The organism is Sphaerisporangium dianthi, from assembly GCF_042654065.1.
In the GTDB taxonomy this organism is placed as follows: Bacteria; Actinomycetota; Actinomycetes; order Streptosporangiales; family Streptosporangiaceae; genus Sphaerisporangium; species Sphaerisporangium dianthi.
Window position 1 is genome coordinate 1 of record NZ_JBHSFP010000040.1, and the last position, 22,664, is coordinate 22,664.

Below are 22,664 nucleotides of genomic sequence, written 5' to 3' on the forward strand. Positions count from 1 at the left end.
CCGTGACGGCCGGGCCGGCGGGCGCGCCCGGCGGCGGGCGGCGCGCGCGGTGGGCGGCGCCGGCCGCGGCCGCCCTCATTCTGTGCGCGCTCGGCGGCTGCGGCGGGGCGCAGGCCGCCTCGGGCGCCCCGCCCACCGTGGAGCAGATCGCCGTCAGGACCGGGTGCACGGCCCCGCGGATGCAGGTGGACGCCAAGGAGCTGCGTCAGGGCATGTGCAAGACGGCGAGAGGCCAGTACTCCGTCACGACGTTCGCCTCGGAGAAGGGCAAGCAGGAGTGGCTGGACGACGCGCTGAGCTACGGCGGCGCGTACCTGGTCGGCACCCGCTGGATCGTGCTCGGCAACACCCCGGAGATGCTGGAGCCGTTCCGGGCGACGCTCGGCGGCACGGTGCGGATGGGCGGCCACACGATGCCCTCCGGCGAGCCGATGCCGCAGGGGCACACGGCGCCCACAGGCGAGCACGAGATGCCGATGCCCTGAACGCCGGGGCTGTCGCCGTTCGTCCCGGCGGCCGGCCGAGGGACGTGGCGGCGCCGGCGGGGCCGGGGCGTCATGCCGGGTAGGCGTGGGTCTCGGTGGCCTTGACCGAGGCCCAGATGACCTGGCCCGAGGTCAGGCCGAGGTCGGCCAGCGCGGCGGGGGTGATGTCGGCGAAAGCCGTGATCGTGCCTTCCAGGTGGACGCGCACGTTGTCGCCGTGCCGTTCGATGCCGCCGATCGTGGCCTGCCAGAGGTTGCGCGGGCTGCCGTCGGGCCGTGCCCGGTACAGGGCCACCGCGGCCGGGGAGAAGGCCAGGAACGCGGGCCCCTTGAGGTGTTCCGCGACGGTGAACGCCACCTCGCCGATCGTGACCTGGCGGCCGTCGGCGGTGCCGCGGTGGAGGTTGAGCCCGACCAGCCGGGCGACGTAGTCGGTGCGCGGGCGGCGGGCCACCTCGGCCGGTGTGCCCTGCTGGACGATCGCGCCGTTCTCGATGACGACCAGCCGGTCGGCGAGCACCATGGCCTCAAGGGGGTCGTGGGTGACAAGGACGGTCGCGCCGTCGAAGTCGGCCAGGTGGCGGCGCAGCTCGGAGCGGATCTGAAGGCGGGTGTGGGCGTCGAGGGCGGCGAGCGGCTCGTCGAGCAGCAGCAGGCGGGGCCGCACGGCCAGCGCCCGGGCCAGGGCGACCCGCTGGGCCTGACCGCCCGACAGCTGCCGGGGGCGGGCCGCGGCGTGATCGGCCAGGCCGACCCGCTCCAGCCAGTCGCGCGCCGCCCTGCGGGCCTCGGCCTTCCCCGCGCCGTGGCAGCGCGGCCCGAACGCGACGTTGTCCAGGGCGGACAGGTGCGGGAACAGCAGGTAGTCCTGGAAGACCATTCCGATGGGACGGGCCTCGGCCGGCAGGTCGTGCAGCGGGGCGCCGTCCAGGGTGATGTGGCCGCCGGCCAGGCCGCCGAGCCCGGCCAGGGCGCGCAGGGCGGTGGTCTTGCCGGCGCCGTTCGGGCCGAGCAGGGCGACGACCTCGCCCGCGGCGACCGCCAGCTCGATGTCCAGCCGGAATCTCCGCCGGGCGACGACCAGGCGGGCGGTGAGGGTCATGGGCTGTTCACCCACCGGTCCCGAAGGGTGGCCAGGATGATCACGGAGACGGCGAGCAGGACGAGGCTGAGCACGATGGCGGCCTCGGGGTCGGTCTCCAGGGCGAGGTAGACGGCCAGCGGCATGGTCTGGGTGGTGCCGGGGAAGTTGCCGGCGAAGGTGATGGTGGCGCCGAACTCCCCGAGCGCCCTGGCCCAGCACAGCACGGCCCCGGCGACCACCCCGGGCGCCACCAGGGGCAGCGTGACGCGCCGGAAGACGACCCAGCGGGAGGCGCCCAGCGTGGCCGCGGCCTCCTCGAACCGCTGGTCGGCGGCGCGCAGCGCCCCTTCGACGCTGATGACGAGGAACGGCATCGCGACGAACGCCTCGGCGATGACGACGCCCGCGGTGGTGAAGGGCAGCGTCACGCCGAAGGCGGCCTCCAGCCATCGCCCGGCCACGCCTCGCCGGCCGAGCACCAGCAGCAGCGCGACGCCGCCGACCACCGGCGGCAGCACCAGAGGGACGGTGACCAGCGCGCGGACCAGCCGCCGGCCGGGAAAGCGCACGCGGGCCAGCAGCCACGCCAGCGGCACCCCGAGCAGCAGGCACACCGCCATGGCGAGCGTGGCGGTGATCAGCGACAGCCGCAGCGCCCGCAGCACCTGTGGCTCGACCAGCCGCTGCGGCAGCGTCGGCCAGGGCGCGCGGATCAGCAGCCCGGCGAGCGGCAGCACCAGGAAGACCAGCCCCAGTACGGCGGGCACCACCAGCACCCAGGGCAGGCGGCCCGCGACCGCGCCCGTCGCGGGATGGTCCGGGCCGCTGTGCGGAGGTGCGGGCGTGGTGGAGGTCATCGGGTCAGGGCGTCTCGAAGCCGGCCCTGCTCAGCACATCCCTGCCCTGGGCCGACAGCACCAGCTCGACGAACCGCCGGGCCGGCCCGGGCGCGGGGGCCCTGGTCAAGGTCGCGATCGGGTAGTCGTTGACCGCCTTGCCTGCCTCGGGGAAGGCGATGCCCTCGGCCTTGTCACCGGCGGCGAGCACGTCGGTGGTGTACACCAGGGCGGCGTCCACCTCCCCGAGCTCGACCTTGGTGAGGGTGGCCTTGACGTCCTGCTCCAGCGTGACCGGTTCGACCGTGAGGGCCGCCGCCTCCAGCGCCTTGACCGCCGCGGCGCCGCACGGCACCTGCCGCGCGCACAGCGCGACCTTGACCTTCGGGTCGGCCAGGTCATCGAGCTCGTCGACCTTGGCCGGGTTGCCGGCGGGGACGGCGATCTGGAGCCTGTTGCGCGCGAACGTCGTCGGGGTGCCCGCGAGTGAGGCGTCGGTGACGGTCTTCATGGTGGCGGGGCTGGCCGCGGCGAACACGTCCGCGGGGGCGCCCTGGGTGATCTGCTGGGCCAGCGTGGCGCTGGAGCCGAAGTTGAACCTCACCGTCGTGCCGGGGTGGGCCGCCTCGAACGTCTTGCCGAGCTCGGTGAAGGTGCCGGTCAGCGACGCGGCCGCGAACACGGTCACCTCCTCGGCGTCACCGCCGGCGGCGGGGGCGGACGCCTGTGTGCCGGCCGGCCGGCCGGAGCCGCAGCCGGCCGTCCCGGCGATCGCGAGCGCGGCGGGAAGGACGATGGCCCATCGGGAGAAGCGCGTGACCAAGGGGACTCCTCACCTAGCCGCCGGCCACGCGTTCGTGGCCGGGGATCTCGACGACGACGTTCGTGGACTTGATCACGGCGACCGCCACCACCCCCGGCGCGAGGCCGAGTTCGTCCGCGGCCTGGCGGCTCATCAGCGACACCACCCGGAACGGCCCGGCGGCGATCTCCACTTGCGCCATCACCGCGTCGCGGATCACCTCGGTGACGATGCCGCGGAAGCGGTTGCGCGCCGATGAGCGTCCGCCGTCGCCGTCCGTCTCGACCTGGTCGCGGGCGAAGGCGGCGAGATCGGCGCCGTCCACCCGCCGATGGCCGTGCTCGTCCCGCTCGGCCGCCAGCCGCCCGGCGTCCACCCACCGGCGCACGGTGTCGGAGCTGACCCCGAGCAGCGCGGCGGCCTCGCTGATCCGAAACGTCGTCACAAGCCTTCACCCTACCCCTCGCACATTCCACCCTGAATACCCTTTTTTCGCCGCAGAAGCGAGCCCCACCCGTCCGAACAGCCGGTCACCATGGGGCGCGATGGGTGATATGCGTTTAAGGCGTTGAATGAGACGATGCCTAGATGGACATCCGGAGCAGGAACAACGTCGTGGTGACGGGAAGACGCGGAGCACCGGTCGTCATGCTGGCGCACGGCTTCGGCTGCGACCAGAACCTCTGGCGGCTGGTGGCGCCCACGCTGGCCGAGGAGTTCGAGGTCGTCCTGTTCGACTACGTCGGCTCCGGCCGGTCCGACCTGTCGGCCTGGCGCGAGGAGCGCTACGCGTCCCTGGACGGCTACGCCCAGGACGTCCTGGACGTCTGCCAGGAGCTCGACCTGCGCGACGTGGTGTTCGTGGGTCACTCGGTGAGCGCCATGGTCGGGGTGCTGGCCGCGGACCGCGAGCCCGCGCGGTTCGGCAGGCTGGTGCTGCTGGTGCCGTCGCCGTGCTACATCGACGACGGGGAGTACCGCGGCGGGTTCAGCGCCGGCGACATCGGCGAGCTGCTCGAGTCGCTGGAGGACAACTACCTCGGCTGGTCCGGGGCGATGGCCCCCGTCATCATGGGCAACCCCGAGCGGCCCGAGCTGGCCGAGGAGCTCGCCGGCGCGTTCTGCCGCACCGACCCGGCGATCGCCCGGGTGTTCGCGCGCGCCACCTTCCTGTCCGACAGCCGGGCCGACCTGGCGACGGTGAAGGTCCCGGCGTTGATCCTCGAGTGCGAGCAGGACGTGATCGCCCCGCGCGAGGTGGGCGCGTACGTGCACGCGGCGATCCCCGGCAGCCGCCTGGTCACGCTCGACGCGATCGGCCACTGCCCGCAGCTGAGCGCGCCCGAGGCCACGGCCGGGGCCATCGCGAGCTTCGCCCGCGGCTGATGCGGGGCTCCGGGCTGACGGACACGGCATTCGCGGCGTTGCTCGAGGACAGCGCCGCGGAGCTCTACGAGGACGCCCCGTGCGGCTACCTGTCCACGCTCCTCGACGGGCGCATCGCCAAGGTCAACCGGACGCTGCTCGGCTGGCTCGGCTACGAGCGGGACCAGGTCGTGGGCCGCATGTCCTTCTCCGACCTGCTGACGGTCGGGGGAAGGCTCTACCACGAGACCCACTTCGCCCCGCTGCTGCGCATGCAGGGCGAGATCCGCGGCATCGCGCTGGAGATGAGGGCCGCCGGCGGCGAGCGGCTGCCGGTCCTGGTCACCTCGGTGGTGAAGACCGGCGCGGGCGGACGGCCGCTGCTGATCCGCGCCACGGTGTTCGACGCCCGCGACCGCCGGGCCTACGAAAGAGAGCTGCTGCGCGCCCGGCAGGAGGCCGACCGGGACCGCGAGCGGCTGCAGCGCGTGGTGGCCACGCTGCAGCGGAGCCTGCTGCCCCCGTCTCTGCCCGAGGTCGCGGGGCTCGACGCGGTCGCGCACTACCACACGGCCTCGCCCGACAACCTGGGCGGCGACTTCTACGACCTGTTCCCGCTGGGCGACGGCCGGTGGGGCTTCTTCCTCGGGGACGTGTGCGGCAAGGGGCCGGAGGCGGCGGCGGTGACCTCGCTGACCCGGTACACGCTGCGCGCCGCCGCGCTGCACGACCCCCGGCCGGTGGGGATGCTGGAGATCCTGGACACGGCCCTCCGGGAGGCCGTCGGGACGGGGGAGCGGTACTGCACGGTCATCGTCGGCACGCTGACCCCGGAGGGCGACGCCTTCGCCGTCACCGTGGCCGGCGGCGGGCACCCTCCGGCGCTGCTGCTGCGCGCGGAAGGCGAGGCCCGCTACCTGCCCACCGTGGGCGGCATGCTGGTCGGCGTCCTCCCCCGCCCGTCCTTCGTCTCGGCGGAGGCGCGCCTGCGGCCGGGCGACACGCTGCTGCTGTACACCGACGGGCTCCTCGACGCGCGCACCGGCGCCGGCCAGGAGCGTTTCGGCCCCGATGCGCTGTTGTCGTTCGCCGGGCGGACGGCCCCGGCGCCGGCCGCCGCCGCGGTCGAGGCCGTGGTGGGCCTGCTCGCGGGGTTCGGCGCGGGTCTCGACGACGACACCGCCCTGCTGGCGCTCGGCGTGCCCGCCGCCGCGGCCGCGGAAGGCTCCCCCGGCTGACTGACGCGCGCCCGCACCGCCCGGCACCGCGGCCCGTGGCCGGGCCGATGCCGTGCCGGCGCCGCGGCCCAGGTCAGACGATGGACAGGGCGCCCGACGGGCAGACCTGCACCGCGCGGCCGGCCGCCGCCTCGTCCTTCGCGGCCGGCTCCTCGGTCAGGAGGAGCACGGTGCCGTCTTCCTCGCTCTGGTCGAACACCTCGGGGGCGGTCAGAGCGCACATGCCGGCTCCGACGCAACGCTCGGTATCCGCTTTGATCCGCATGACGGGAACCTCCTACCAGGCCACCGGCAACCGGTGCACGCCGTAGATCGCCATGTTCGAGCGCATCGCCACATCGTCGGCCGGTATGGCGAGCCGCAGGTGCGGGAAGCGCCGCAGCAGGGCCGGGTATCCGATGCGCATCTCGATGCGGGCGAGCTGCTGGCCGAGGCACTGGTGGATGCCGTGACCGAAGGCGAGATGACCCACGGCCTGCCGTCTGATGTCCAGCTTATCGGGGTCGTCGAAGCGCTCGGGATCGCGGTTGGCCGCGCCGAGGGACAGCGTCACGGCCTCCCCCTCCTTGATCATGTGGCCCGCCACCTCCACGTCCGCGAGGGCCGCCCTGACGGGGCCGAGGTGGACGATGGTCAGGTAGCGCAGCAGCTCCTCGACGGTGCCGTCGGCCAGCGTGGGGTCCTCGCGCAGCGCGGCGAGCTGGGCGGGGTTGCGCAGCAGCGTGTAGGTGCCGAGCGCGAGCATGTTGGCCGTGGTCTCGTGGCCGGCGATGAGCAGGAGCATCGCCACGCCGGTGATCTCCTCGCCGGTGAGCTGCCCCGTTTCGATCAGCCCGCTGATGAGGGCGTCGTCCGGCTCGGAGCGCTTGCGCGCCACCAGCTCGCCCAGGTATCCGTCGAGGTCGTCGAGCGCTCCTTGCACCTGTTCGGGCGTGGCGTCCAGGTTGAGCAGGGTGGAGGAGTAGCGCTGGAAGCGCTCGTGGTCGTCGTACGGCACTCCCAGCAGCTCGCAGATCACCAGGGAGGGGATGGGCAGCGCGAAGGCCTGGACCAGGTCGGCGGGCGCGCCGAGGCGCTCCATCTCGTCGAGCCGGTCGGCGGTGATCTTCTCGACCCGCGGTTCGAGCTGCTTCATGCGGCGGACGGTGAACTGACCGGTCAGCAGCTTGCGGAAGCGGGTGTGCTCGGGCGGGTCATCCCGCAGGAAGAACCCCGGACGCCGGCGGGCCTGGGACAGCCTCTGGTTGATCGGTGGGTGCAGCAGCTCCAGGCGGGTGCTGAAGCGGGGGTCGGCGAGGATCGCGCGCGCGGCGGGGTAGCCGGTCACCAGCCAGCCGACGTGGCCGTCGGCGTAGAGCATCGGGCGCAGCGGGTCCTCCTCACGCCAGCGTCCGAAGGACTCGGGGGGATCGAGGGGAGTCTCGCGGGTCAGCGGGAAGGTCACCGGTTGGGATGCGGCGTTGGGCATGGACGCGCTCCTCGGAGTTGACAGCCTCTGTTACGAAACGTCGTTCTCGGTGTTCACAGAAAACAGTACCTCCTCCGATATTGCAATGGATGAAATTTATTGGCGGGTGGAGTAAAGTCCGGCCATGGCCGGTGGTCCTGGACTGAGGGAGCGCAAGAAGCTGCGCACCCGCCGCACGCTCATCGAGACCGCCGTGCGCATGTTCGAGCGGCACGGGTACGAGCGGACGACGCTGGCCGACATCGCTGCGGCCGCCGAGGTCTCCACGCGCACGTTCTTCAGCTACTTCTCCGGCAAGGAGGACGTGGTCTTCTTCGACACCCGCCCGCGGGTCGAACGCGCGCTCGGCGTCATCGCGAGCCGGCTGCCGGGAGAACCGGTGGCCGACCTGCTCCTGCGCGTCGCGAGAGAGGCGCTGCGCTTCGACACCGAGGAGGCCGAGCTCGTCCTTGAGCTTCACCCGGCGCGCACGCGGCTCATCATGTCGGTGCCCGCGCTCCAGGCCCGGGCCCTGCACCTGCTGTTCGAGGTGCAGCGCGAGCTGGCGGGCGCGCTGCTGCGGGCCTACCCCGGCGAGCTCGACCCGATCGAGGCCGGGGCGGCCATCGGCGGGTTCGTGGGAGCGGTCAAGCAGGCGGTGACGGCCGGCAGGGACAGAGGCGACCCGCCGCACCTGATGCGGGCCGCGGTCGAGCGGGGCATCGAGATCGCCCTGTACGGGGTGCGCTCGCTCGACAGGCCACGGGCAGGCGGCACCGGCCAGGCTGCCACAGAAGTGTAACCGACCGGGCCATATCGCGAGCATTATGGGCGGAATAGGTCTGATCCGCCCGTTCGGCTCGCCACCGGCCGATTTTGCGCCAAAATCATGGTCCGAGGGCGTCCGCGTGGAGATCCCTCGACCATGAAGGCCCGGCTCCCGCGGAGTCCCGCGTCAACTTCCCGGCGAAATTGCATTGCGGCGCGGCTGTTCCTGGTGTTCCGTCGCGCTGTGGGGTACATGAGATGAACAGTGGTGGGACTCCGCCATTCCGGGAGGACGCAGACAGGCCCTTTCCCGGCGAGGCCCCGCTCGTCGGCCGGCGAGACGCCCTGAAGTCCTTCTCCCAGGCGGTCGAGGCCGCGGTGAGCCGCGGCTTCCAATTCCTCGCCGTCGTCGGCGAGCCGGGCGCCGGCAAGACGCGCCTGCTGGCCGAACTGGCCGCGTCCGCCACCCGCCGCGGGTTCACCGCGCTCTGGGGCAGGGCCGCGGAGTTCGAGCAGATCATGCCGTTCAGCGCGCTGGTCGACGCCCTGGACGATCACCTGGAGGCCCGGCGCGACGATCTGTGCGAGCGGCTCGGGACGGCGCAGGCCCGCCGGCTCGCCGCCGTATTCCCCGCCCTGGCGGCCAAGATGCCCGACCGCGACGACGCCGCCGGCCAGGACGACGACGCCGACCAGAGCGGCATGGTCCGCTACCGGCTCTACCGGGCGCTGCGCCAGCTCATCGACGAACTGGCCTCTCCCGCCGGGCTCGCGCTCGTCCTCGACGACGTCCACTGGGCCGACGACAGCTCCGCCGAGTTCCTGGACCACCTGGTCCGCCACCCGCCGCGCGGCAGGGTGCTGGTCGCGGTGGCCTACCGGCCCGCGCAGGCCGGGCCGCGCCTGTCCGCCCTGGTCATGAGCGCGGGCGCGCGGGGCAAAGAGGTCACCGTCGGCCCGCTCACCCGCGCCGAGGCCGAGGAGCTCCTCGGCCCGGACGTCAACCGCACCCGCGGCCTCGCGCTGTACGAGGCCAGCGGCGGCAACCCCCTCTACCTGGAGGCCCTGGCGCGGATGAAGCGGCTGGACGTCGGCGAGCTGCCGCCCACGGTGCGCGCCGCGCTCCAGGTCGAGCTCGGCGACCTGTCCCCCCGCTCACTGCTGGTCGCCCAGGCGGCCGCCGTCACCGCCGACGAGTTCGAGCCCGCTCTGGCCGCCGTGACCGCGCAGGTCTCCGAGGCCGCCGTGCTGGAGGCGCTCAACGAGCTGAGCGCCCGCGACATCGTCCGCCCCGCCGCCGCCGGGCGCTTCCGGTTCCGCCACCCCCTGGTGCGGCAGGCCGCCTACGAGTCCTCGGCGCCGGGCTGGCAGCTCGCCGCGCACGCCCGCCTGGCCGGCCGTCTGGCCTCGCTCGGCGCGCCCGCCACCGTCCAGGCCCACCACTTCGAGCGCGCGGGCTCCTTCGGCGACCAGCGGGCGATCGCCACCCTGGTCGAGGCGGCCCGCAGGGTCGCCCCGCAGGCCCCGGTCACCGCCGCCCACTGGTTCCGCAAGGCCCTGGACCTGATGCCCGACGAGCCCGCCACCCTGGAGGACCGGCTGGAGCTGCTGATGGAGCTCAGCCGGGCCCAGGGCGTCAGCGGCCGGCTGACCGAGGGCCGCGACACCGCGCGCGAGCTGCTGCGCATGCTCCCGCCGGACGACTACACGCGCCGAGCCAGGGCCGCCCGCATCTGCGCGCTGATGGAACGCCAGCTCGACCGGCCGCACGAGGCGCGGGCCCTGCTGCTGGACGAGCTGCGCCGCATGCCCGACCCCCGGGCCGCCGCCGCCGTCCCACTGCGCATGCGGCTGGTCGCCGAGAGCATGATGCGCGGCGACTTCCGCGCCGCCCAGGCCGTGCTGGACCTCATGCCGGACTCCGGCGACGACTGGCGGCCCGACCTGGCGATGGCCGTGGCCGCGCTACGGCCGATGCCGGCCTACGCGGCCGGCAACATCGCCGACGCGCTGCGCAGCGCGGACGCCGCCGACGGGCTCATCTCCTCGGCGCTGGACGAGCACCTGGCCGAGTGGCTGGACGCGGTCGCCTGGCTGTGCTGGGCGGAGACCAACATGGGCCGCTACTCGATGGCCCTGCGGCACTTCGAGCGGGCCGCCGCCGTCGCCCGCTCCACCGGGCAGACCTACATCCTGACCAACCTGCTCGCCGGCAAGGCCAAGACCCAGGTGCTGCTCGGCAGGCTGCCCGACGCGCTGGCGACCGTGGAGGAGTCGGTCGAGGGCGCCCGGCTGATGGAGTCCGGCCAGCAGCTGGTCTTCGCGCTCACACAGCTGTGCCTGGCCTCCGCCTGGTCCGGCGACAACGAGGCCGGACTGCGCGCCGGCGAGGAGGCCGTCCAGGTGGGCGTCGGCGCGGGCGAGGCCTGGGGCGACATGGCGCGCCAGGCCCGCGGCGTGGCCCTGGTCGCCGCCGGCAGGCTGGAGGAGGGCGCCGAGGCCATCCTGGACGCCTGCGACGAGTTCAACGGCTCGCGCCTGGACCGCGGCACGCTCCTGGCCAGCACCGAGCTGCTCGCCCACGTCGAGGCCGCCCTCGGCCGCCCGGCCGCGGCCGCCGCGTGGGCCGACCGGGCCGCCGGGTTCGCCCACCCCGACCTGCCGGCGTTCTCCGGCCTCCTGCCTCTGGCCCGCGCCCACGCGCTGCGGGCGTCCGAGCCGGCCGCAGCAGCCGCGCTGGCCGACCAGGCGGCCTCCCTGCTCTCCGCGCACGAGCGCAAGGTGGACACCGGGCGGGCGCTGCTGCTGGCGGCCCTGGCCTACGGCGACGCGGGCGAGCGCATCCTGGCCCGCGAACGGCTGCGCGACGCCGCCGAGGTCTTCCTGGCGTGCGGCGCCCGCGGGCTGCGGGCGCAGGTCATGCGCGAGCAGCGGCGCAACGGCGTGCGCGTCGCCACCACGGAGCGCGGCGCGCCGGGAGCCGCGCCGTACGGGCTGTCGCCCCGCGAGCTGCAGATCGCCACCCTGGTCGTCGACGGCCTGACCAACCAGCTGATCGCCGAGCAGCTCTTCCTCAGCGTCCGCACCGTCGAGACCCACCTGTCGCACATCTTCGCCAAGCTCGGCGTCGGTTCGCGCGTCGGGGTGGCCACCAAGCTCAACCGCGGCTCCTGACCGGGAGTCGCACGCCGTGAAAGCGCCTTCCACGAGGTGCGCCGCGGCGCCGGATGTACGGGGTTTCCACGATGCGGCGGGGCCGCGGCGGTTGGCATTGTTGGGGCGGGTCACGAACAGGAGGTCGGCCGGATGGAGCACCGCATTCCCCGGTACACGCTCGAGGGCGTTTCAGGCGCCGAGGTGTCGGTGCATCCTTTCTCGACCGAGGACGAGCTCGGCCTGACGCTGACGCGGTTCTTCGCCGAGGAGTCCGACGACGTCGTGCTGCTGGTGCACGGCCTGACCTCCTCCAGCGACATGTTCATCATGCCGGAGCACCGCAATCTGGTGGGCTACCTGCTGGACAGCGGCTTCGGCGACGTCTGGACGCTCGACTTCCGCATGAGCAACCGGTTCCCCTACAACATGGAGACCCGGCGGCAGACCCTGGACGACATCGCCGCCTACGACCATCCCGCAGCGATGAGAGAGCTCCGCCGTCACGTTGGGGCACGGCGGATCCACGTCATCGCGCACTGCCTGGGGTCGGTGTCGTTCCAGATGAGCCTGTTCGGCGGGGCGCTCGACGGCGTCACGAGCATGGTGGCCAACAGTGTGGGGCTGACGCCGCGGGTCCACAGAAGGGCCCGCGTCAAGCTCGGCCTCGGCCCGGCACTGCTGGAGTACGGCCTCGGCCTGTGCTACATCGACCCGCGCTTCCACGACGCTCCCCCGCTGACCCGCCGCTGGCTGATGGCACGGGCGGTCTCGCTGCTGCATCCCGAGTGCCGCGAGCCGGCCTGTCACATGCAGAGCTTCATGTGGGGCTACGGCCGTCCCGCGATGTACCGCCACGGCAACCTCGCGCCGCAGACCCACGTTCACGAGCGCCTGGCCGACCTGAACGGCGCCGCGGACGTCAACTACTACCGGCACATCAACAAGATGGTGCGGGCCGGGCGGGCCGTGAAGTGCGACCCCGGCAACCCCGCCCACGCCGGGCTGCCGGACGACTACCTGGCCGGGGCGCACCGCGTCGAGACGCCCGTGCTGTTTCTGACCGGCGACCACAACGACGTGTTCACCGACTCCAACGTCGTCTGCCACAAGATCCTCTCGGAGCGGGCGCCCGGCCGCCACGAACTGCACGTCCTGCCCGGCTACGGGCACATCGACCCGCTCATCGGCAAGAACGCCCACATCGACGTCTTCCCCCGCGTCCTCGACTTCCTCAAGCGCCATGCCGGCTGAACACTACGACGCCGTGGTCGTCGGGTCGGGGTTCGGCGGGGCCGTCGCGGCGTACCGGCTCGCCTCGGCGGGGCTGTCGGTGGTGGTGCTGGAGCGGGGCCGCGCCTTCGCGCCGGGCTCCTTCCCGCGCAGTCCCGCCGAGATGGGCAAGGCCTTCTGGGATCCCGCCGAGGGCCTGTACGGCATGTACGACGTGTGGAGCTTCGGCGGCTGCGACTCGGTGGTGGCCAGCGGCCTGGGCGGCGGCTCGCTGATCTACGCGAACGTGATGCTCCGCAAGGACGAGCACTGGTTCGTGCACGAGGAGCCGATCACGGCGGGCGGGTACGAGTCGTGGCCTGTGACGCGGGCCGACCTCGACCCGCACTACGACGCGGTCGAGCGGATGCTGGACGTCACGCCGTATCCCCTGGAGAACCCCGCCTTCGACGTCCCGAAGACCCGGGCCATGCAGGACGCGGCGGCCGAGCTGGGCCTTGAGTGGCGGCTGCCGCCCCTGGCGGTCAGCTTCGCCCCCCGCCGCGGCGCCGAGCCGGGCATCGGGCTGCCCATCGCCGAGGCGCCGTACGGCAACGTGCACGGTGTGACCCGCAAGACGTGCCGGCTGTGCGGCGAGTGCGACATCGGCTGCAACGACGGGTCGAAGAACAGCCTTGACCACACCTATCTCTCCGCGGCCCGCCACCACGGCGCGGAGCTGCGCACGCTCCACCAGGCGCGGGCGATCCGGCCGCGCGCGGGCGGCGGCTACGAGGTGGACTACCTGCGCCACCACCCCGGCGGCGGGGCGGGCACCATCGGCTGCGACCGGCTGGTGCTGGCCGCGGGCACCTACGGCACGACGTTCCTGCTGCTGAAGAGCCGCGGCGACCTGCCAGGGCTCAGCGACACGCTCGGGACGCGCTTCTCGGGCAACGGCGACCTGCTGGCGTTCCTGCTGAGGGCCAAGGACCGCAGCAGGACCCGGCCGATCAACGCCAGCCGGGGCCCGGTGATCACCAGTGCGATCCGCCTGGCCGACGACGCCGACGCCACCCGCGAGAGCGGCCGGGGCGCCTACATCCAGGACGGCGGCTACCCGGCGTTCATCGACTGGCTCGTCGAAGGCGTCGACGCGGGCAACGAGATCGGGCGGGCCGCCCGCTTCATCGCCGAGCGGCTCCGCGCGTTCGTCACCCGGGACGCCAACCTGTCGGCGGAGGTCGCCGGGCTGATGGGCGACGCCGATCTGTCGGCCAGTTCGCTGCCGCTGCTCGGCATGGGCAGAGACGTCCCCGACGGCGAGCTGCGGCTGCGCGGCGGCAGGCTGGACGTCGAGTGGAACCAGGAGGCGAGCGAGGAGCACTTCGAGCGGGTGCGCGCGACCATGCGCCGCATCGCCCACGTGCTCGGGGCCGAGCACGGAGAGATGCCCTCCTGGCTCGGCAAGCGCATCATCACCGTGCATCCGCTCGGCGGCGCGCCGATGGGGCGGCATCCCGGCGAGGGCGTCTGCGACGCCTTCGGCGAGGTGTTCGACCATCCCGGCCTGTTCATCGCCGACGGCGCCGCCCTGCCGGGGCCTGTGGGCGCCAACCCCTCCCTGACGATCGCGGCGCTGGCCGACCGCATGAGCACCCGGCTCCTGGAACGACGACCTGTGACGACACGGTCCAAGAGAGAAGGACAGGTTGAGATGAGCGTGGGAACGGGAGCGGTGCCCGCTGGCCCGCACGCGGTGACAGGGAGCCTCGTGGCCGGCGACCGCGCCGAGCGCACGTCGCTGTCGTTCAGCGAGGAGATGACCGGCCACATCGCGCTCGGGGTGGCCGACCCGCGCTCGGGCGACCTCGCCGAGCGGTCGCACGGCGGCCGGTGCACGTTCCGGCTGACCATCTCGATCGCCGACCTGGACCGCTTCCTGGCCGAGCCCGAGCACCTCGCCCGGGCGGAGGGATGGGTCGACGCCGACTTCCTTGGGGGCCGGCGGCCGGTCGAGCGGGGATGGTTCAACCTCTTCGCCGCCGGGGGCGCCCCCGACCGGCGCGAGATGCGCTACCGGCTGTGGTTCACCGGCGCGGACGGCCTGCCGCGCACGCTGGCCGGCTGGAAGGACGTTCATCACGGGCCCGCCACACGGCTGTGGCTCGACACCTCGACCCTGTTCACGCGAGTGATGTGGGGTCACGTTCCGGAGGGCGAGGACCGTCAGGCCGAGGTGGCCGGCGCTGGGACGCTGCACATCCAGCCCATGGACCTCGCGGCGACGCTGAAGAGCTTCCACACGCAGGGCCCGCACGGCATCGCCGCGCTGGCCAGGTTCGGGAGGTTCTTCGTCGGCCAGCTCTGGGACGTCTACGGACCGGGGTGAGGCGGATACCCCGAGGCGGCCGATCGGCGCAGGGGGAGGTGGATCCCCCGCCGATCGGCCGCCGGCCCCGGAGTCCGGCGAGCGCCGGGTCGCGGTCGTGTGGCGTCTGAAGCGGCGACCGCTGCCGCCTTCGTCCCCTATTTGGAGGGGTTAGGGGAGGGAGGCGGGGGCGTCGGCAGGGCGGCGAAGTCCACCTTGCCGGTGCTCTCCAGCAGCGACATGTGCTTCATCACCACGTCGACCGCGACCTGCGCGAACGCCCGGATCTCGGAGTTCTTCGTGCCCGCGCGGACCACGGCGACCGCCTGGAACACCTTGCCGTGGGCCGCGCGCAGCCGGTCGGCGAAGACCTTGTCGTAGGCGGTGCCGTTCAGGCCGGACAGCTCGGCCATCCACCCCTGCTGGTCGGCGTTGGGCGTGCTGGGCAGCGGGACGTTCAGTTTGGCGGCGAGCGCGCGCACCTGGTCGTCGAGCTTGGTGTGGTCGGCGGCGAGCATCAGGCCCACCTCCTTGACCCGGGCGCTGGACGCGCGATCCTGCGCCTGCTGGCCGGTCGGGATCTCCCAGAGCCCCGCCTGCCGCACCTTGACCAGGAAGTCCCGGTCGGCGGGCCCGAGCGGGCCAGATTCGGTCTCGGTCCAGTCGCCGGGCGCGGCCCCGCTGGCCGACAGGATGGCGTTGGGAGCGATCGCGAACACCGCGACCGTGGCGATGACCAGGAAGGCGAGCGCGGCGAGAACCTCGACGAGCCGCATGGACCTGAGTTGAAGCCGGTTCACCGAATGTTCTCTCCCTTTCGTGTCCCGCGATCCCTCGGGCGCGCTGTCAGGGGGAGGTACGGCTCCGCCCCGCCATCGGTTCACCAGATGTGGCGGGATGTTCAGTTTTTTGCGGAAGTTGCCAGATTTGCTCACGCGACGGGTGATCCACTGCAACCATGTGCCTGTGCAGCGTCATCGCAGCGTCCGGTCCCTACCGGAGGGAGCGCACGACGACTCCGAAGAGCAGCTGGTCACCACGCTCTACCGCGAGTTCGGCGGCCCCCTCCTCCGCAATGTGCGCAGATTGACGGGAGGCGACCAGCAGTGGGCAGAGGATGTCGTGCAGGAGACCGTCTTTCGCGCGTGGCGGAACGCGGGGAAGCTGAACAGAGAACCCGGCCTCCTGTGGGCATGGCTGATGACCGTGGCCCGCAGGATCGTCATCGACGCCCATCGTCAGCGCTCCGTACGCCCGCAGGAGGTCGAACCTGACCGGCTCGACAGCGTGGCCATCCCCGACGGCTCCGAGCCGATGCTGTCGGCGATGGTGGTATCGGAGGCCCTGTACAGCCTCTCGGAGGAACACCGGGAGGCGCTCGTGCAGACCTACCTTCACGACCGTACGATCAATGAAGCGGCAGAAGTGCTGGGAGTTCCGCCGGGGACGGTCAAGTCCCGGGTGTACTACGCGCTTCGCGCCCTCCAGAAGACGATGAAGGAGAGGGGGTGACCGGTCTCATGGATTCACCCCCGCACGTCGAGGTGGCCGCCTACATCCTCGGAGTCCTCAACAAGGAGGACTCCGAGGCGTTCGATCGCCACCTGCCCGACTGCCCCAGCTGCCAGGAGGAGCTGCGGGACATGTTCGAGCTTCCCGACGCGCTGGATGTGATCAAGCGCGGCATGAAGGGAACGGTGGACGGCGCGGCCCGGGGCTCGGTGAACGGCGCTGGTCTCGGCTTCGGCGCCGACGGCATGGCTCCGCCCGGCATGGCTCCGCCCGGCATGGACGGCCTCCTTCGCGACGCCCTGAGCGGAGCGATCCCCGGCGGGCCGCGCGTGAACGGCTCGGCGCCGCACGCGCTCAACGGCGCGACGCCCCCCGGCCTGAACGGCGCGCCGCGCAACGGCGGCGCCCCCTCCCCCGACGGCGTGGTGCAGGACCTGTGGTCACCCGGGCGGCGCCGGCGCTCCTCCGCGGGCCGCAGGCACGCCGCCCCCGCCTCTCACGCCAGGTCGCGCGAAGAGCTGGCCGAGTCGCGCACCCGGCGTCGCCGAGCCCTTCTGCTCGGCGTCGCGGCCGCCATGGTCGTCGGCCTCACCGGCGCCGGCGCCTCGCACCTGCTGTGGCCCTCGCCCAGCCGGACGGTCGCGGCCGCCACCCCCAACGGCTCGGTCCCCCTGGAGGTCAAGGAGGGCACCAGCCCCGACACCGGGGTGAGCGGCTCGGTGGGCCTCGCGCCCAAGGGCTGGGGCACCGAGGTGGCCTTCCAGCTCAGCGGCGTGCGCGGGCCCGAGCGGTGCAGCCTCGTGGCGGTCTCCCGCTCGGGTGACACCGACGTGGTGTCCGGCTGGCGCATCCCCCCCGGCTCGGGATACGGCGTGGCGGGGTTCCCCGAGCCGCTGCGGCTCACCGGCGGCACGGCGCTGGCCAGGAAGGACATCGTCCGTTTCGAGGTTCGCAGGGACGACGGGGCACGCCTGCTGGAGATCCCCGTCGCCTGAGCGGCGCGGGCCGCGGGCGACGGGGACGCAGGCGAGGGCGTGAGGGGCGGGGCGAGAGGCGTGATCTGCTATCGCCTGCTCTCTGTCGGCGCGGCGTTGAGCCGCAGGGCGAGGGCGGGGCACATCTCGATGGCCCTGCGGGCCTCGCCCTCCAGGCTGGGCGGCACCGAGGCCGTGCTGACGACCGGGTAGCCGTGCTGGTCCAGGCTGATCAGCTCCGGCACGACGTGGGAGCACAGCCCGTGGCCCTCGCAGCGTGACCAGTCGAGGATGAGCTGCGCCTCCGAGGCGCGGGCCGAGGCCTCGGCCGGCAGCGGCAGCACGCCCTTCACCGGCAGGCCGCAGGTGCCGTACGCCGCGTGGGTCATGATGTCCTCGGCGAACACGTCGATCGCGGACAGCACGAACCGCGCGGTGCCGTCGGGGTGGCCGCAGGCCCCCCGCCCCTTCATCGTCGCGGCCGCGCGCTGCACGGTCTCGATGTGGCCGTTGCCGTCGGCGAGCGCGCCGAACGCCTGCGCCAGGTCGGGCAGCCCCATGTAGCAGGGACCGCACTGCCCGGCGCTCTGCCCGGCCATGTAGCGGGCGACCCTGGCGGTTTCACCCAGCGGGCAGGACTCCCAGCCGAGCGGCACGACGATGCCCGCGCCCAGGGCCCCGCCGAGGGCCTCGAACCCGGCGCGCGACACCTCGGCGCGTTCGACGGCCTCGGGGGTCATCCACTTGCCGTGGTAGCCGCCGAGCAGCACCGCCTGCCCGACGGTGGCGTCGCACAGGTCGAGGACCTCGCGCAGGCGCACGCCGGTCGGGGTCTCCACGACCGCCGGGCGCCGGGCCGACCCGGTGACGCTGAGCAGCACCGTCCCCGGCTCGGACGCGAGGCCGACCGAGGAGTACATGTCGACGCCGAGCATGGCCATCAGGGCGAGCTGCGCGTAGGTCTCGGCGTTGGACAGCATGGTGGGCATGCCGCCCACGCCGCTGTCGCTGGAGCGCACCTTGCGCCCGGGCGGGATCGGCCGCTCTCCGTTGATGCCCCGCACGAGCGCCCCGCCCTCACCGGAGATGAAGCGGTCGGGCATGCGCACCACCCGGACGGTGTCGGTCATGCCGCGCTCGTGTATGGCGTTGAGCAGCGAGCGCTCGCCGGGACCGCCGTGGGCGACGCCCACGACGATCTCCACCGCCGACAGGGCCCTCGCCACCAGGTCGGCGCCGTCGAGGATCAGGTGCGGGGCCCGGGTGAGCAGCACCTTGTCCTTGTGCGCCGCGGGCTCGCCCTCGGTGCCGTTGACGACCACCGTGATGGGCGCGCCGCGGCGTCCCGCCGAGTCGATGACCGCCCTGAGCTTGCGGGCGAACGGGAAACCCGCTCCCCCGCGGCCGCGCAGGTCGCCGAGCTCGGCGAGCGCGATCAGGTCGTCGATCGGCAGCCGCGGCATGCGGCCGTGCACGCGCCTGTGGGTGTCGTAGTCCAGCCGGGGCGAGCTGTCGAGGCCGGCGGTGAGGCGACCTGGCCCGATCCTGAACACGTCGGGCACTCCGTACGTGGTCATCGCCGTACCTCCTTTCGCAACGTGACCCAGAACTCCTCGTCGAACACGTCGTCGACGCGGATCTGCTCGGCCTTGCGCCCGGAGTTGCCGGCGCGCACGACCTTCGGACCGCCGTCCCTGGGCCCGACGGTCACGACCATCCGCACCAGCAGCACGAGCCCGACCACGGCGAGGGAGACCACATAGCTCAAGGTCACCCAGTCGGCGGCGGGCCGCCCGGCCGTGAGCCCGTGCACGATCGCGACCGGCCAGGACAGGTAGGCCGTCACGTGCATCGCCCGCCACAGCCAGGGCCAGCGGATGCCGACGAAGGCGCCGCGGAAGGCGCCGGTGGCGGCGACCATGATCATCAGGTCGGCGGCGAGCGTGCCGAGGCCGACCGCGAAGCCCGACCCGCTGAAGGGCAGGAAGGCGTCCGCGGGGATCACGCGGCCTCTCATTATCTGCAGGATGACGTGCGTGATGAGGAAGCCGACGGCGAAGACGGCGAACGCCCGGTGCAGGTCCTGCATGAAGACGCGGTGGCGTACCGCGAGGATTATCCGATCGGTGGCGGCGAGTCCGACGGCCACCGTTCCAGTCAGTCCAAGGAGAGCGAACACCCCCGAGTAGAAGATGAGAAAAGCCTGTACAGAGGCGAGGACCGACGCTCCGAGGAGAGCGGTGCCCGCTACCAGCGACGTTGACGTGAACAGCCCGACCACGATTGGGGCCCGTGATCGAGACCGTTGCGGGGCTCGTCGATGTCGCGTTTCTTTCATCCCGTCCTCCGCCAGATAACGCGGTGCCGGCACAAACCGGACAACGTGGTGCTGGGTGCCTACCGGGATCTATCGGGACATTTGCGCGCGCGATCACACTAGCGCCTCCACAGCCCCCCTGGTACCAGAACGTTACAGAAATTCGGCGTGCTTGAATCATCAACCACTGGAGGTTCAATACTCTGGGCAAACCAGACAAATCACCATAAATGCCTACGTTTCACTACGTAAACCGCTGGCCTGTGAGGTCGCCCCGCTCTAACGTTTGACGACGTGGAGACTCTCAGCCGCCGCACGATGGCCGACGCCGCCGGCCGTCCGGTGCTCAGCTACGTCGAGGGCACCCGCGCCGGGCGTCCGTACGCCGACCTCGTGGAGGTCCTCGGGCCGGGCGCGCCCGGCCTCATCCTGCGCGAGATGCCCGGCTGGGTGGTCTCCGGCGACGAGGAGCTCGGCCGGCGGCTGATCGAGGCCGGTGGGCGGCCGCTGCGCCACGCCCACGGCCTGTCCCGCGATCTGCGCGCCGATCCCGCCCCGCCCGGCTGGGCCGAGACCGGTCACGGGGTCGTCGCCTGCGAGGCGGTGCCGCCGGCCGAGGTCTTCCCCGCCTGGCGCGCCGCCTATCCGCCCGGCCATCCCGACCGCGACCGCGGCGACGACGCCACCGTCCTGCGCGAGACCCTGACGCCGCTGCTCTCCGGGGCCTCCTACGGCCCGTTGCTCCCCTGCGGCGGCCTGCTGCTGCACGACCAGCGGGTGGTGGCCGGCGTCATGGTCGGCCGGCTGCGCGGAGAGCCCCCGTTCGGCGGGCCGTGGATCCTTGACGTCTTCCGCGACCCCCGCCCGCCGTTCGCCGGCCTCGGCACCGTGATGCTGCGCCGGGCGCTCGCGCTCGCGACCCTGCACGGGCTGCCCGCCCTCGGCCTCGCCGTGACCGACGGGAACCCGGCCCGCCGCCTGTACGAGCGCCTCGGCTTCCGCCTCGTCCAGTCGTCGATAACAGTGACCGTCCCCGGCTGACGGCGGCGCCCGGCCGTCAGGAGCGCAGGAACGCGAGGACGGCGAGCACCCGGCGGTGCTGGTCGCCGTCGTCGGCGTAAAGGCCGAGCTTGTTGAAGATGCTGCGCACGTGCTTCTCCACCGCGCCGTCGGTGATCACCATGCGGCGGCCGATCGCGGGGTTGGAGCTGCCCTCGGCCATCAGGCCGAGCACCTCGCGCTCTCTCGGGGTCAGCGAGGCCAGCGGGTCGTCGCGGCGGCGGCGCACCATGAGCTGGGCCACCACCTGCGGGTCGAAGACGGTGCCCCCCGAGGCCACCCGGCGCAGCCCGTCCATGAACTCCTCGACGTCGGCGACGCGGTCCTTGAGCAGATAGCCGACGGCCCCGCGGGCGTCGGCGAGCAGGTCGTCGGCGTAGGACACCTCGACGTACTGCGAGAGGATCATCACCGGCGCCCCCGGCACCAGGCGGCGGGCCTCGACCGCGGCCCGCAGTCCTTCGTCGGTGAAGTCCGGCGGCATCCGCACGTCCACCACCGAGACGTCGGGACGATGCGCGGCGACGGCCCGCACCAGGCCGTCGCCGTCCCCCGCCTCGGCCACCACCTCGCAGCCGAACTCCTCCAGCAACCGCACCAGACCCGACCGGATCAGGACGGCGTCATCGGCCACGACTACCCGCACGGCACCTCCGCGACGATCAGCGTGGGGCCACCGGCCGGTGACTGGACGATCAGCTCGCCGTCCACCGCGCGCAGCCGGTCGGCCAGGCCCGCCAGCCCGTGCCCCTTGGCGACATGGGCGCCGCCGACCCCATCATCGCCGATGGACAGCAGCAGCGCGTCCCCCGTCCGGGTGAGCATCAGCGTGCACATCTGGGCCCGGCTGTGCTTGGCGATGTTGGTGAGCGCCTCCGCGGCCACGTAGTAGACGGTGTTCTCCACCGCGGCGGTGTACCGCTCGACGGTCTGCACGTCCAGCTCGACCGGGATCGTGCAGCGGCTCGCGAGCGCGGCCAGCGCGGGCGACAGGCCGCGGTCGCTCAGGATCGGCGGCGCGATGCCGCGTGACAGCGCCCGCAGCTCGTCCAGCGTCTCGCGGGTCGCGGTGATGGCCTCGCCCAGCGTCGCGTGCGCGGCCTGCGGGTCCTTCTGCAGCTGGCGCTGTGCCCGCGACAGCTCCATCGCCAGGTGCACCAGGCGCTGCTGCGGCCCGTCGTGGATGTCGCGCTCCAGCCTGCGCAGGGCGCTCGCCTCCGCCGAAACGGCCGCCGCCCGGCCTTCGGTGAGGTCGTCGATGCGCTCGTGCAGCTCGGCCACCCCGGTCAGCAGCGCCCTGCCGAGGCCGGCCTGGAGCAGCGCGGCGCCCCGCACGATGCCCGGCAGGGTGAGGGTGAACAGCAGGCCGACGGCCAGGTAGAACGCGCTGTTGACCAGGTAGCCGTCACCCAGCCCGAGCAGCTGGGGGGGTTCCTGGTATCCGGGGATCCGCAGGAGGATCCAGCCGTAGAGGGGGTAGAGCAGCCCGCCCGCCGCCACGGCCCACCACGTCACGGTCACGACGAAGGTGATGATCGCGATGGGGAACACCACGATGCCGTGCAGCAGGTCCAGCCACGACTGCCCGGTGGCGAGCGGCTGGAGTATCCGGCGCACCCGGCCGGCGCCCTGCGGGGCGCGGGCATAGCGGGGACGGGCGACCGGACGGGCGAGGATCTCAGGCAACCAGCGTCGCTCGACGTCCGCGAACCCGCGGGCGACCAGCAGCGTCACCGCCAGGATCGGCAGGCCGACCAGCACCGGAATGGTGCCCGCGCCCGCGGACAGCCCCGCGATCAGGATGGAGAAGCTCAAGATGGCGAGGGGCAGCCCGAGGAGCGTGTAGCGGGTGTCGGCGCCGAGTCGTCTGAGGAGGTATCCCATGGCGACCAAGCTACGAGCCCCGGCCCGCCCGGTGCAGCCCGCGGGCAGGCATCCCGATGGTAGGGCTGGCCCTACCATCCTGGTCGCGTTCCCCGCCATCGATACACCCGCTCGCGTCACTGCGCGGCCCCCGCCTGTCGCGGCACGCTCGGATCCG

General features: G+C 73.0%; 21 protein-coding genes. 10 read left to right on the forward strand and 11 right to left on the reverse strand.

The genetic code is table 11. From position 1 onward, the window contains the following. Positions 1 to 485, forward strand: a 485-nt coding sequence (locus ACFO60_RS35625) for a hypothetical protein (protein ID WP_380849999.1), incomplete at its 5' end; no start/stop codon positions are given. Between the two features lie 70 nt (positions 486 to 555). Here the strand turns inward: ACFO60_RS35625 and ACFO60_RS35630 are convergent. From ACFO60_RS35630 to ACFO60_RS35645, 4 genes are read right to left on the reverse strand one after another with little or no spacing between them, the layout of a single operon-like run. Further along, positions 556 to 1,587 carry an ABC transporter ATP-binding protein gene (locus tag ACFO60_RS35630; RefSeq protein ID WP_380850002.1) on the reverse strand — a complete coding sequence of 344 codons (1,032 nt, stop codon included), beginning with the start codon at positions 1,585 to 1,587 and terminating at the stop codon, positions 556 to 558. Further along, positions 1,584 to 2,426 (reverse strand): molybdate ABC transporter permease subunit, encoded by an 843-nt coding sequence (gene modB, locus ACFO60_RS35635; protein ID WP_380850005.1) that lies wholly within the window; start codon positions 2,424 to 2,426, stop codon positions 1,584 to 1,586. The genes ACFO60_RS35630 and modB overlap by 4 nt, the downstream gene beginning before the upstream one ends. A gap of 4 nt (positions 2,427 to 2,430) precedes the next feature. Continuing rightward, the gene (gene modA / locus ACFO60_RS35640) at positions 2,431 to 3,228 is read right to left on the reverse strand and encodes a molybdate ABC transporter substrate-binding protein (protein WP_380850008.1); all 798 of its coding nucleotides are present in this window, start codon (positions 3,226 to 3,228) and stop codon (positions 2,431 to 2,433) included. Between the two features lie 13 nt (positions 3,229 to 3,241). Next, positions 3,242 to 3,652, reverse strand: coding sequence for a TOBE domain-containing protein (locus ACFO60_RS35645; RefSeq protein WP_380850011.1), 411 nt, complete (start codon positions 3,650 to 3,652; stop codon positions 3,242 to 3,244). A 143-nt stretch (positions 3,653 to 3,795) separates the two neighbouring features. Between ACFO60_RS35645 and ACFO60_RS35650 the strand changes: the two genes are divergently transcribed. Both ACFO60_RS35650 and ACFO60_RS35655 read left to right on the forward strand, forming a co-directional pair. Continuing rightward, a complete protein-coding gene (locus tag ACFO60_RS35650; RefSeq protein ID WP_380850014.1) occupies positions 3,796 to 4,593 on the forward strand; it encodes an alpha/beta fold hydrolase in 798 nt (265 codons plus the stop codon). Between the two features lie 38 nt (positions 4,594 to 4,631). Next, on the forward strand, positions 4,632 to 5,810 hold the full coding sequence (locus ACFO60_RS35655) for a PP2C family protein-serine/threonine phosphatase (RefSeq protein WP_380850017.1): 1,179 nt from the start codon (positions 4,632 to 4,634) through the stop codon (positions 5,808 to 5,810). 73 nt (positions 5,811 to 5,883) lie between these two features. Here ACFO60_RS35655 and ACFO60_RS35660 read toward each other — a convergent pair whose 3' ends face one another. Next, positions 5,884 to 6,075 carry a ferredoxin gene (locus ACFO60_RS35660; RefSeq protein WP_380850020.1) on the reverse strand — a complete coding sequence of 64 codons (192 nt, stop codon included), beginning with the start codon at positions 6,073 to 6,075 and terminating at the stop codon, positions 5,884 to 5,886. A gap of 12 nt (positions 6,076 to 6,087) precedes the next feature. Then, a complete protein-coding gene (locus ACFO60_RS35665; protein WP_380850023.1) occupies positions 6,088 to 7,278 on the reverse strand; it encodes a cytochrome P450 in 1,191 nt (396 codons plus the stop codon). A gap of 124 nt (positions 7,279 to 7,402) precedes the next feature. Between ACFO60_RS35665 and ACFO60_RS35670 the strand changes: the two genes are divergently transcribed. The 4 genes from ACFO60_RS35670 (at position 7,403) to ACFO60_RS35685 (ending at position 14,782) form a co-directional block, all read left to right on the forward strand. Then, a complete protein-coding gene (locus ACFO60_RS35670; protein ID WP_380850026.1) occupies positions 7,403 to 8,059 on the forward strand; it encodes a TetR/AcrR family transcriptional regulator in 657 nt (218 codons plus the stop codon). A 224-nt stretch (positions 8,060 to 8,283) separates the two neighbouring features. Next, complete coding sequence (locus ACFO60_RS35675) at positions 8,284 to 11,199, forward strand: helix-turn-helix transcriptional regulator (RefSeq protein WP_380850029.1); 2,916 nt, start codon at positions 8,284 to 8,286, stop codon at positions 11,197 to 11,199. 132 nt (positions 11,200 to 11,331) lie between these two features. After that, positions 11,332 to 12,432, forward strand: a complete 1,101-nt coding sequence (locus tag ACFO60_RS35680) for an alpha/beta fold hydrolase (protein WP_380850032.1) — start codon at positions 11,332 to 11,334, stop codon at positions 12,430 to 12,432. Beyond that, positions 12,422 to 14,782: a GMC oxidoreductase gene (locus tag ACFO60_RS35685; RefSeq protein ID WP_380850035.1), complete on the forward strand. Its 2,361-nt coding sequence runs from the start codon at positions 12,422 to 12,424 to the stop codon at positions 14,780 to 14,782. Before ACFO60_RS35680 ends, ACFO60_RS35685 begins: the two co-directional genes overlap by 11 nt. Before the next feature lie 137 nt (positions 14,783 to 14,919). On the opposite strand, the gene ACFO60_RS35690 is transcribed toward ACFO60_RS35685, so the two are convergent. Continuing rightward, the gene (locus tag ACFO60_RS35690; protein ID WP_380850038.1) at positions 14,920 to 15,537 is read right to left on the reverse strand and encodes a DUF4142 domain-containing protein; all 618 of its coding nucleotides are present in this window, start codon (positions 15,535 to 15,537) and stop codon (positions 14,920 to 14,922) included. Between the two features lie 190 nt (positions 15,538 to 15,727). On the opposite strand from ACFO60_RS35690, the gene ACFO60_RS35695 reads away from it, so the two are divergent. Together ACFO60_RS35695 and ACFO60_RS35700 are read left to right on the forward strand one after the other, a co-directional pair. Next, positions 15,728 to 16,273 (forward strand): sigma-70 family RNA polymerase sigma factor, encoded by a 546-nt coding sequence (locus tag ACFO60_RS35695; protein WP_465269896.1) that lies wholly within the window; start codon positions 15,728 to 15,730, stop codon positions 16,271 to 16,273. Continuing rightward, a complete protein-coding gene (locus tag ACFO60_RS35700; protein WP_380850041.1) occupies positions 16,270 to 17,268 on the forward strand; it encodes an anti-sigma factor family protein in 999 nt (332 codons plus the stop codon). The genes ACFO60_RS35695 and ACFO60_RS35700 overlap by 4 nt, the downstream gene beginning before the upstream one ends. A gap of 68 nt (positions 17,269 to 17,336) precedes the next feature. On the opposite strand, the gene ACFO60_RS35705 is transcribed toward ACFO60_RS35700, so the two are convergent. Then, complete coding sequence (locus ACFO60_RS35705) at positions 17,337 to 18,824, reverse strand: NADH-ubiquinone oxidoreductase-F iron-sulfur binding region domain-containing protein (RefSeq protein ID WP_380850044.1); 1,488 nt, start codon at positions 18,822 to 18,824, stop codon at positions 17,337 to 17,339. Next, positions 18,821 to 19,396 (reverse strand): hypothetical protein, encoded by a 576-nt coding sequence (locus ACFO60_RS35710; protein WP_380850047.1) that lies wholly within the window; start codon positions 19,394 to 19,396, stop codon positions 18,821 to 18,823. The genes ACFO60_RS35705 and ACFO60_RS35710 overlap by 4 nt, the downstream gene beginning before the upstream one ends. A gap of 462 nt (positions 19,397 to 19,858) precedes the next feature. Between ACFO60_RS35710 and ACFO60_RS35715 the strand changes: the two genes are divergently transcribed. Next, positions 19,859 to 20,605, forward strand: a complete 747-nt coding sequence (locus tag ACFO60_RS35715) for a GNAT family N-acetyltransferase (RefSeq protein WP_380850050.1) — start codon at positions 19,859 to 19,861, stop codon at positions 20,603 to 20,605. Positions 20,606 to 20,621: 16 nt separating this feature from the next. Here ACFO60_RS35715 and ACFO60_RS35720 read toward each other — a convergent pair whose 3' ends face one another. Together ACFO60_RS35720 and ACFO60_RS35725 are read right to left on the reverse strand one after the other, a co-directional pair. Beyond that, positions 20,622 to 21,269 carry a response regulator gene (locus tag ACFO60_RS35720; protein WP_380850053.1) on the reverse strand — a complete coding sequence of 216 codons (648 nt, stop codon included), beginning with the start codon at positions 21,267 to 21,269 and terminating at the stop codon, positions 20,622 to 20,624. Continuing rightward, entirely contained in the window at positions 21,260 to 22,507 is a 1,248-nt protein-coding gene (locus tag ACFO60_RS35725) for a sensor histidine kinase (RefSeq protein WP_380850056.1), read from the reverse strand. The genes ACFO60_RS35720 and ACFO60_RS35725 overlap by 10 nt, the downstream gene beginning before the upstream one ends. Between the last annotated feature and the right edge of the window lie 157 nt (positions 22,508 to 22,664).

Coding starts and splice junctions, on each gene's coding strand:
- ACFO60_RS35630 (WP_380850002.1), bottom strand. CDS start 1,587: ATGACCCTCACCGCCCGCCTGGTCGTCGCCCGGCGGAGATTCCGGCTG.
- modB (WP_380850005.1), bottom strand. CDS start 2,426: ATGACCTCCACCACGCCCGCACCTCCGCACAGCGGCCCGGACCATCCC.
- ACFO60_RS35650 (WP_380850014.1), top strand. CDS start 3,796: ATGGACATCCGGAGCAGGAACAACGTCGTGGTGACGGGAAGACGCGGA.
- ACFO60_RS35660 (WP_380850020.1), bottom strand. CDS start 6,075: ATGCGGATCAAAGCGGATACCGAGCGTTGCGTCGGAGCCGGCATGTGC.
- ACFO60_RS35665 (WP_380850023.1), bottom strand. CDS start 7,278: ATGCCCAACGCCGCATCCCAACCGGTGACCTTCCCGCTGACCCGCGAG.
- ACFO60_RS35670 (WP_380850026.1), top strand. CDS start 7,403: ATGGCCGGTGGTCCTGGACTGAGGGAGCGCAAGAAGCTGCGCACCCGC.
- ACFO60_RS35675 (WP_380850029.1), top strand. CDS start 8,284: ATGAACAGTGGTGGGACTCCGCCATTCCGGGAGGACGCAGACAGGCCC.
- ACFO60_RS35680 (WP_380850032.1), top strand. CDS start 11,332: ATGGAGCACCGCATTCCCCGGTACACGCTCGAGGGCGTTTCAGGCGCC.
- ACFO60_RS35685 (WP_380850035.1), top strand. CDS start 12,422: ATGCCGGCTGAACACTACGACGCCGTGGTCGTCGGGTCGGGGTTCGGC.
- ACFO60_RS35690 (WP_380850038.1), bottom strand. CDS start 15,537: ATGCGGCTCGTCGAGGTTCTCGCCGCGCTCGCCTTCCTGGTCATCGCC.
- ACFO60_RS35705 (WP_380850044.1), bottom strand. CDS start 18,824: ATGACCACGTACGGAGTGCCCGACGTGTTCAGGATCGGGCCAGGTCGC.
- ACFO60_RS35725 (WP_380850056.1), bottom strand. CDS start 22,507: ATGGGATACCTCCTCAGACGACTCGGCGCCGACACCCGCTACACGCTC.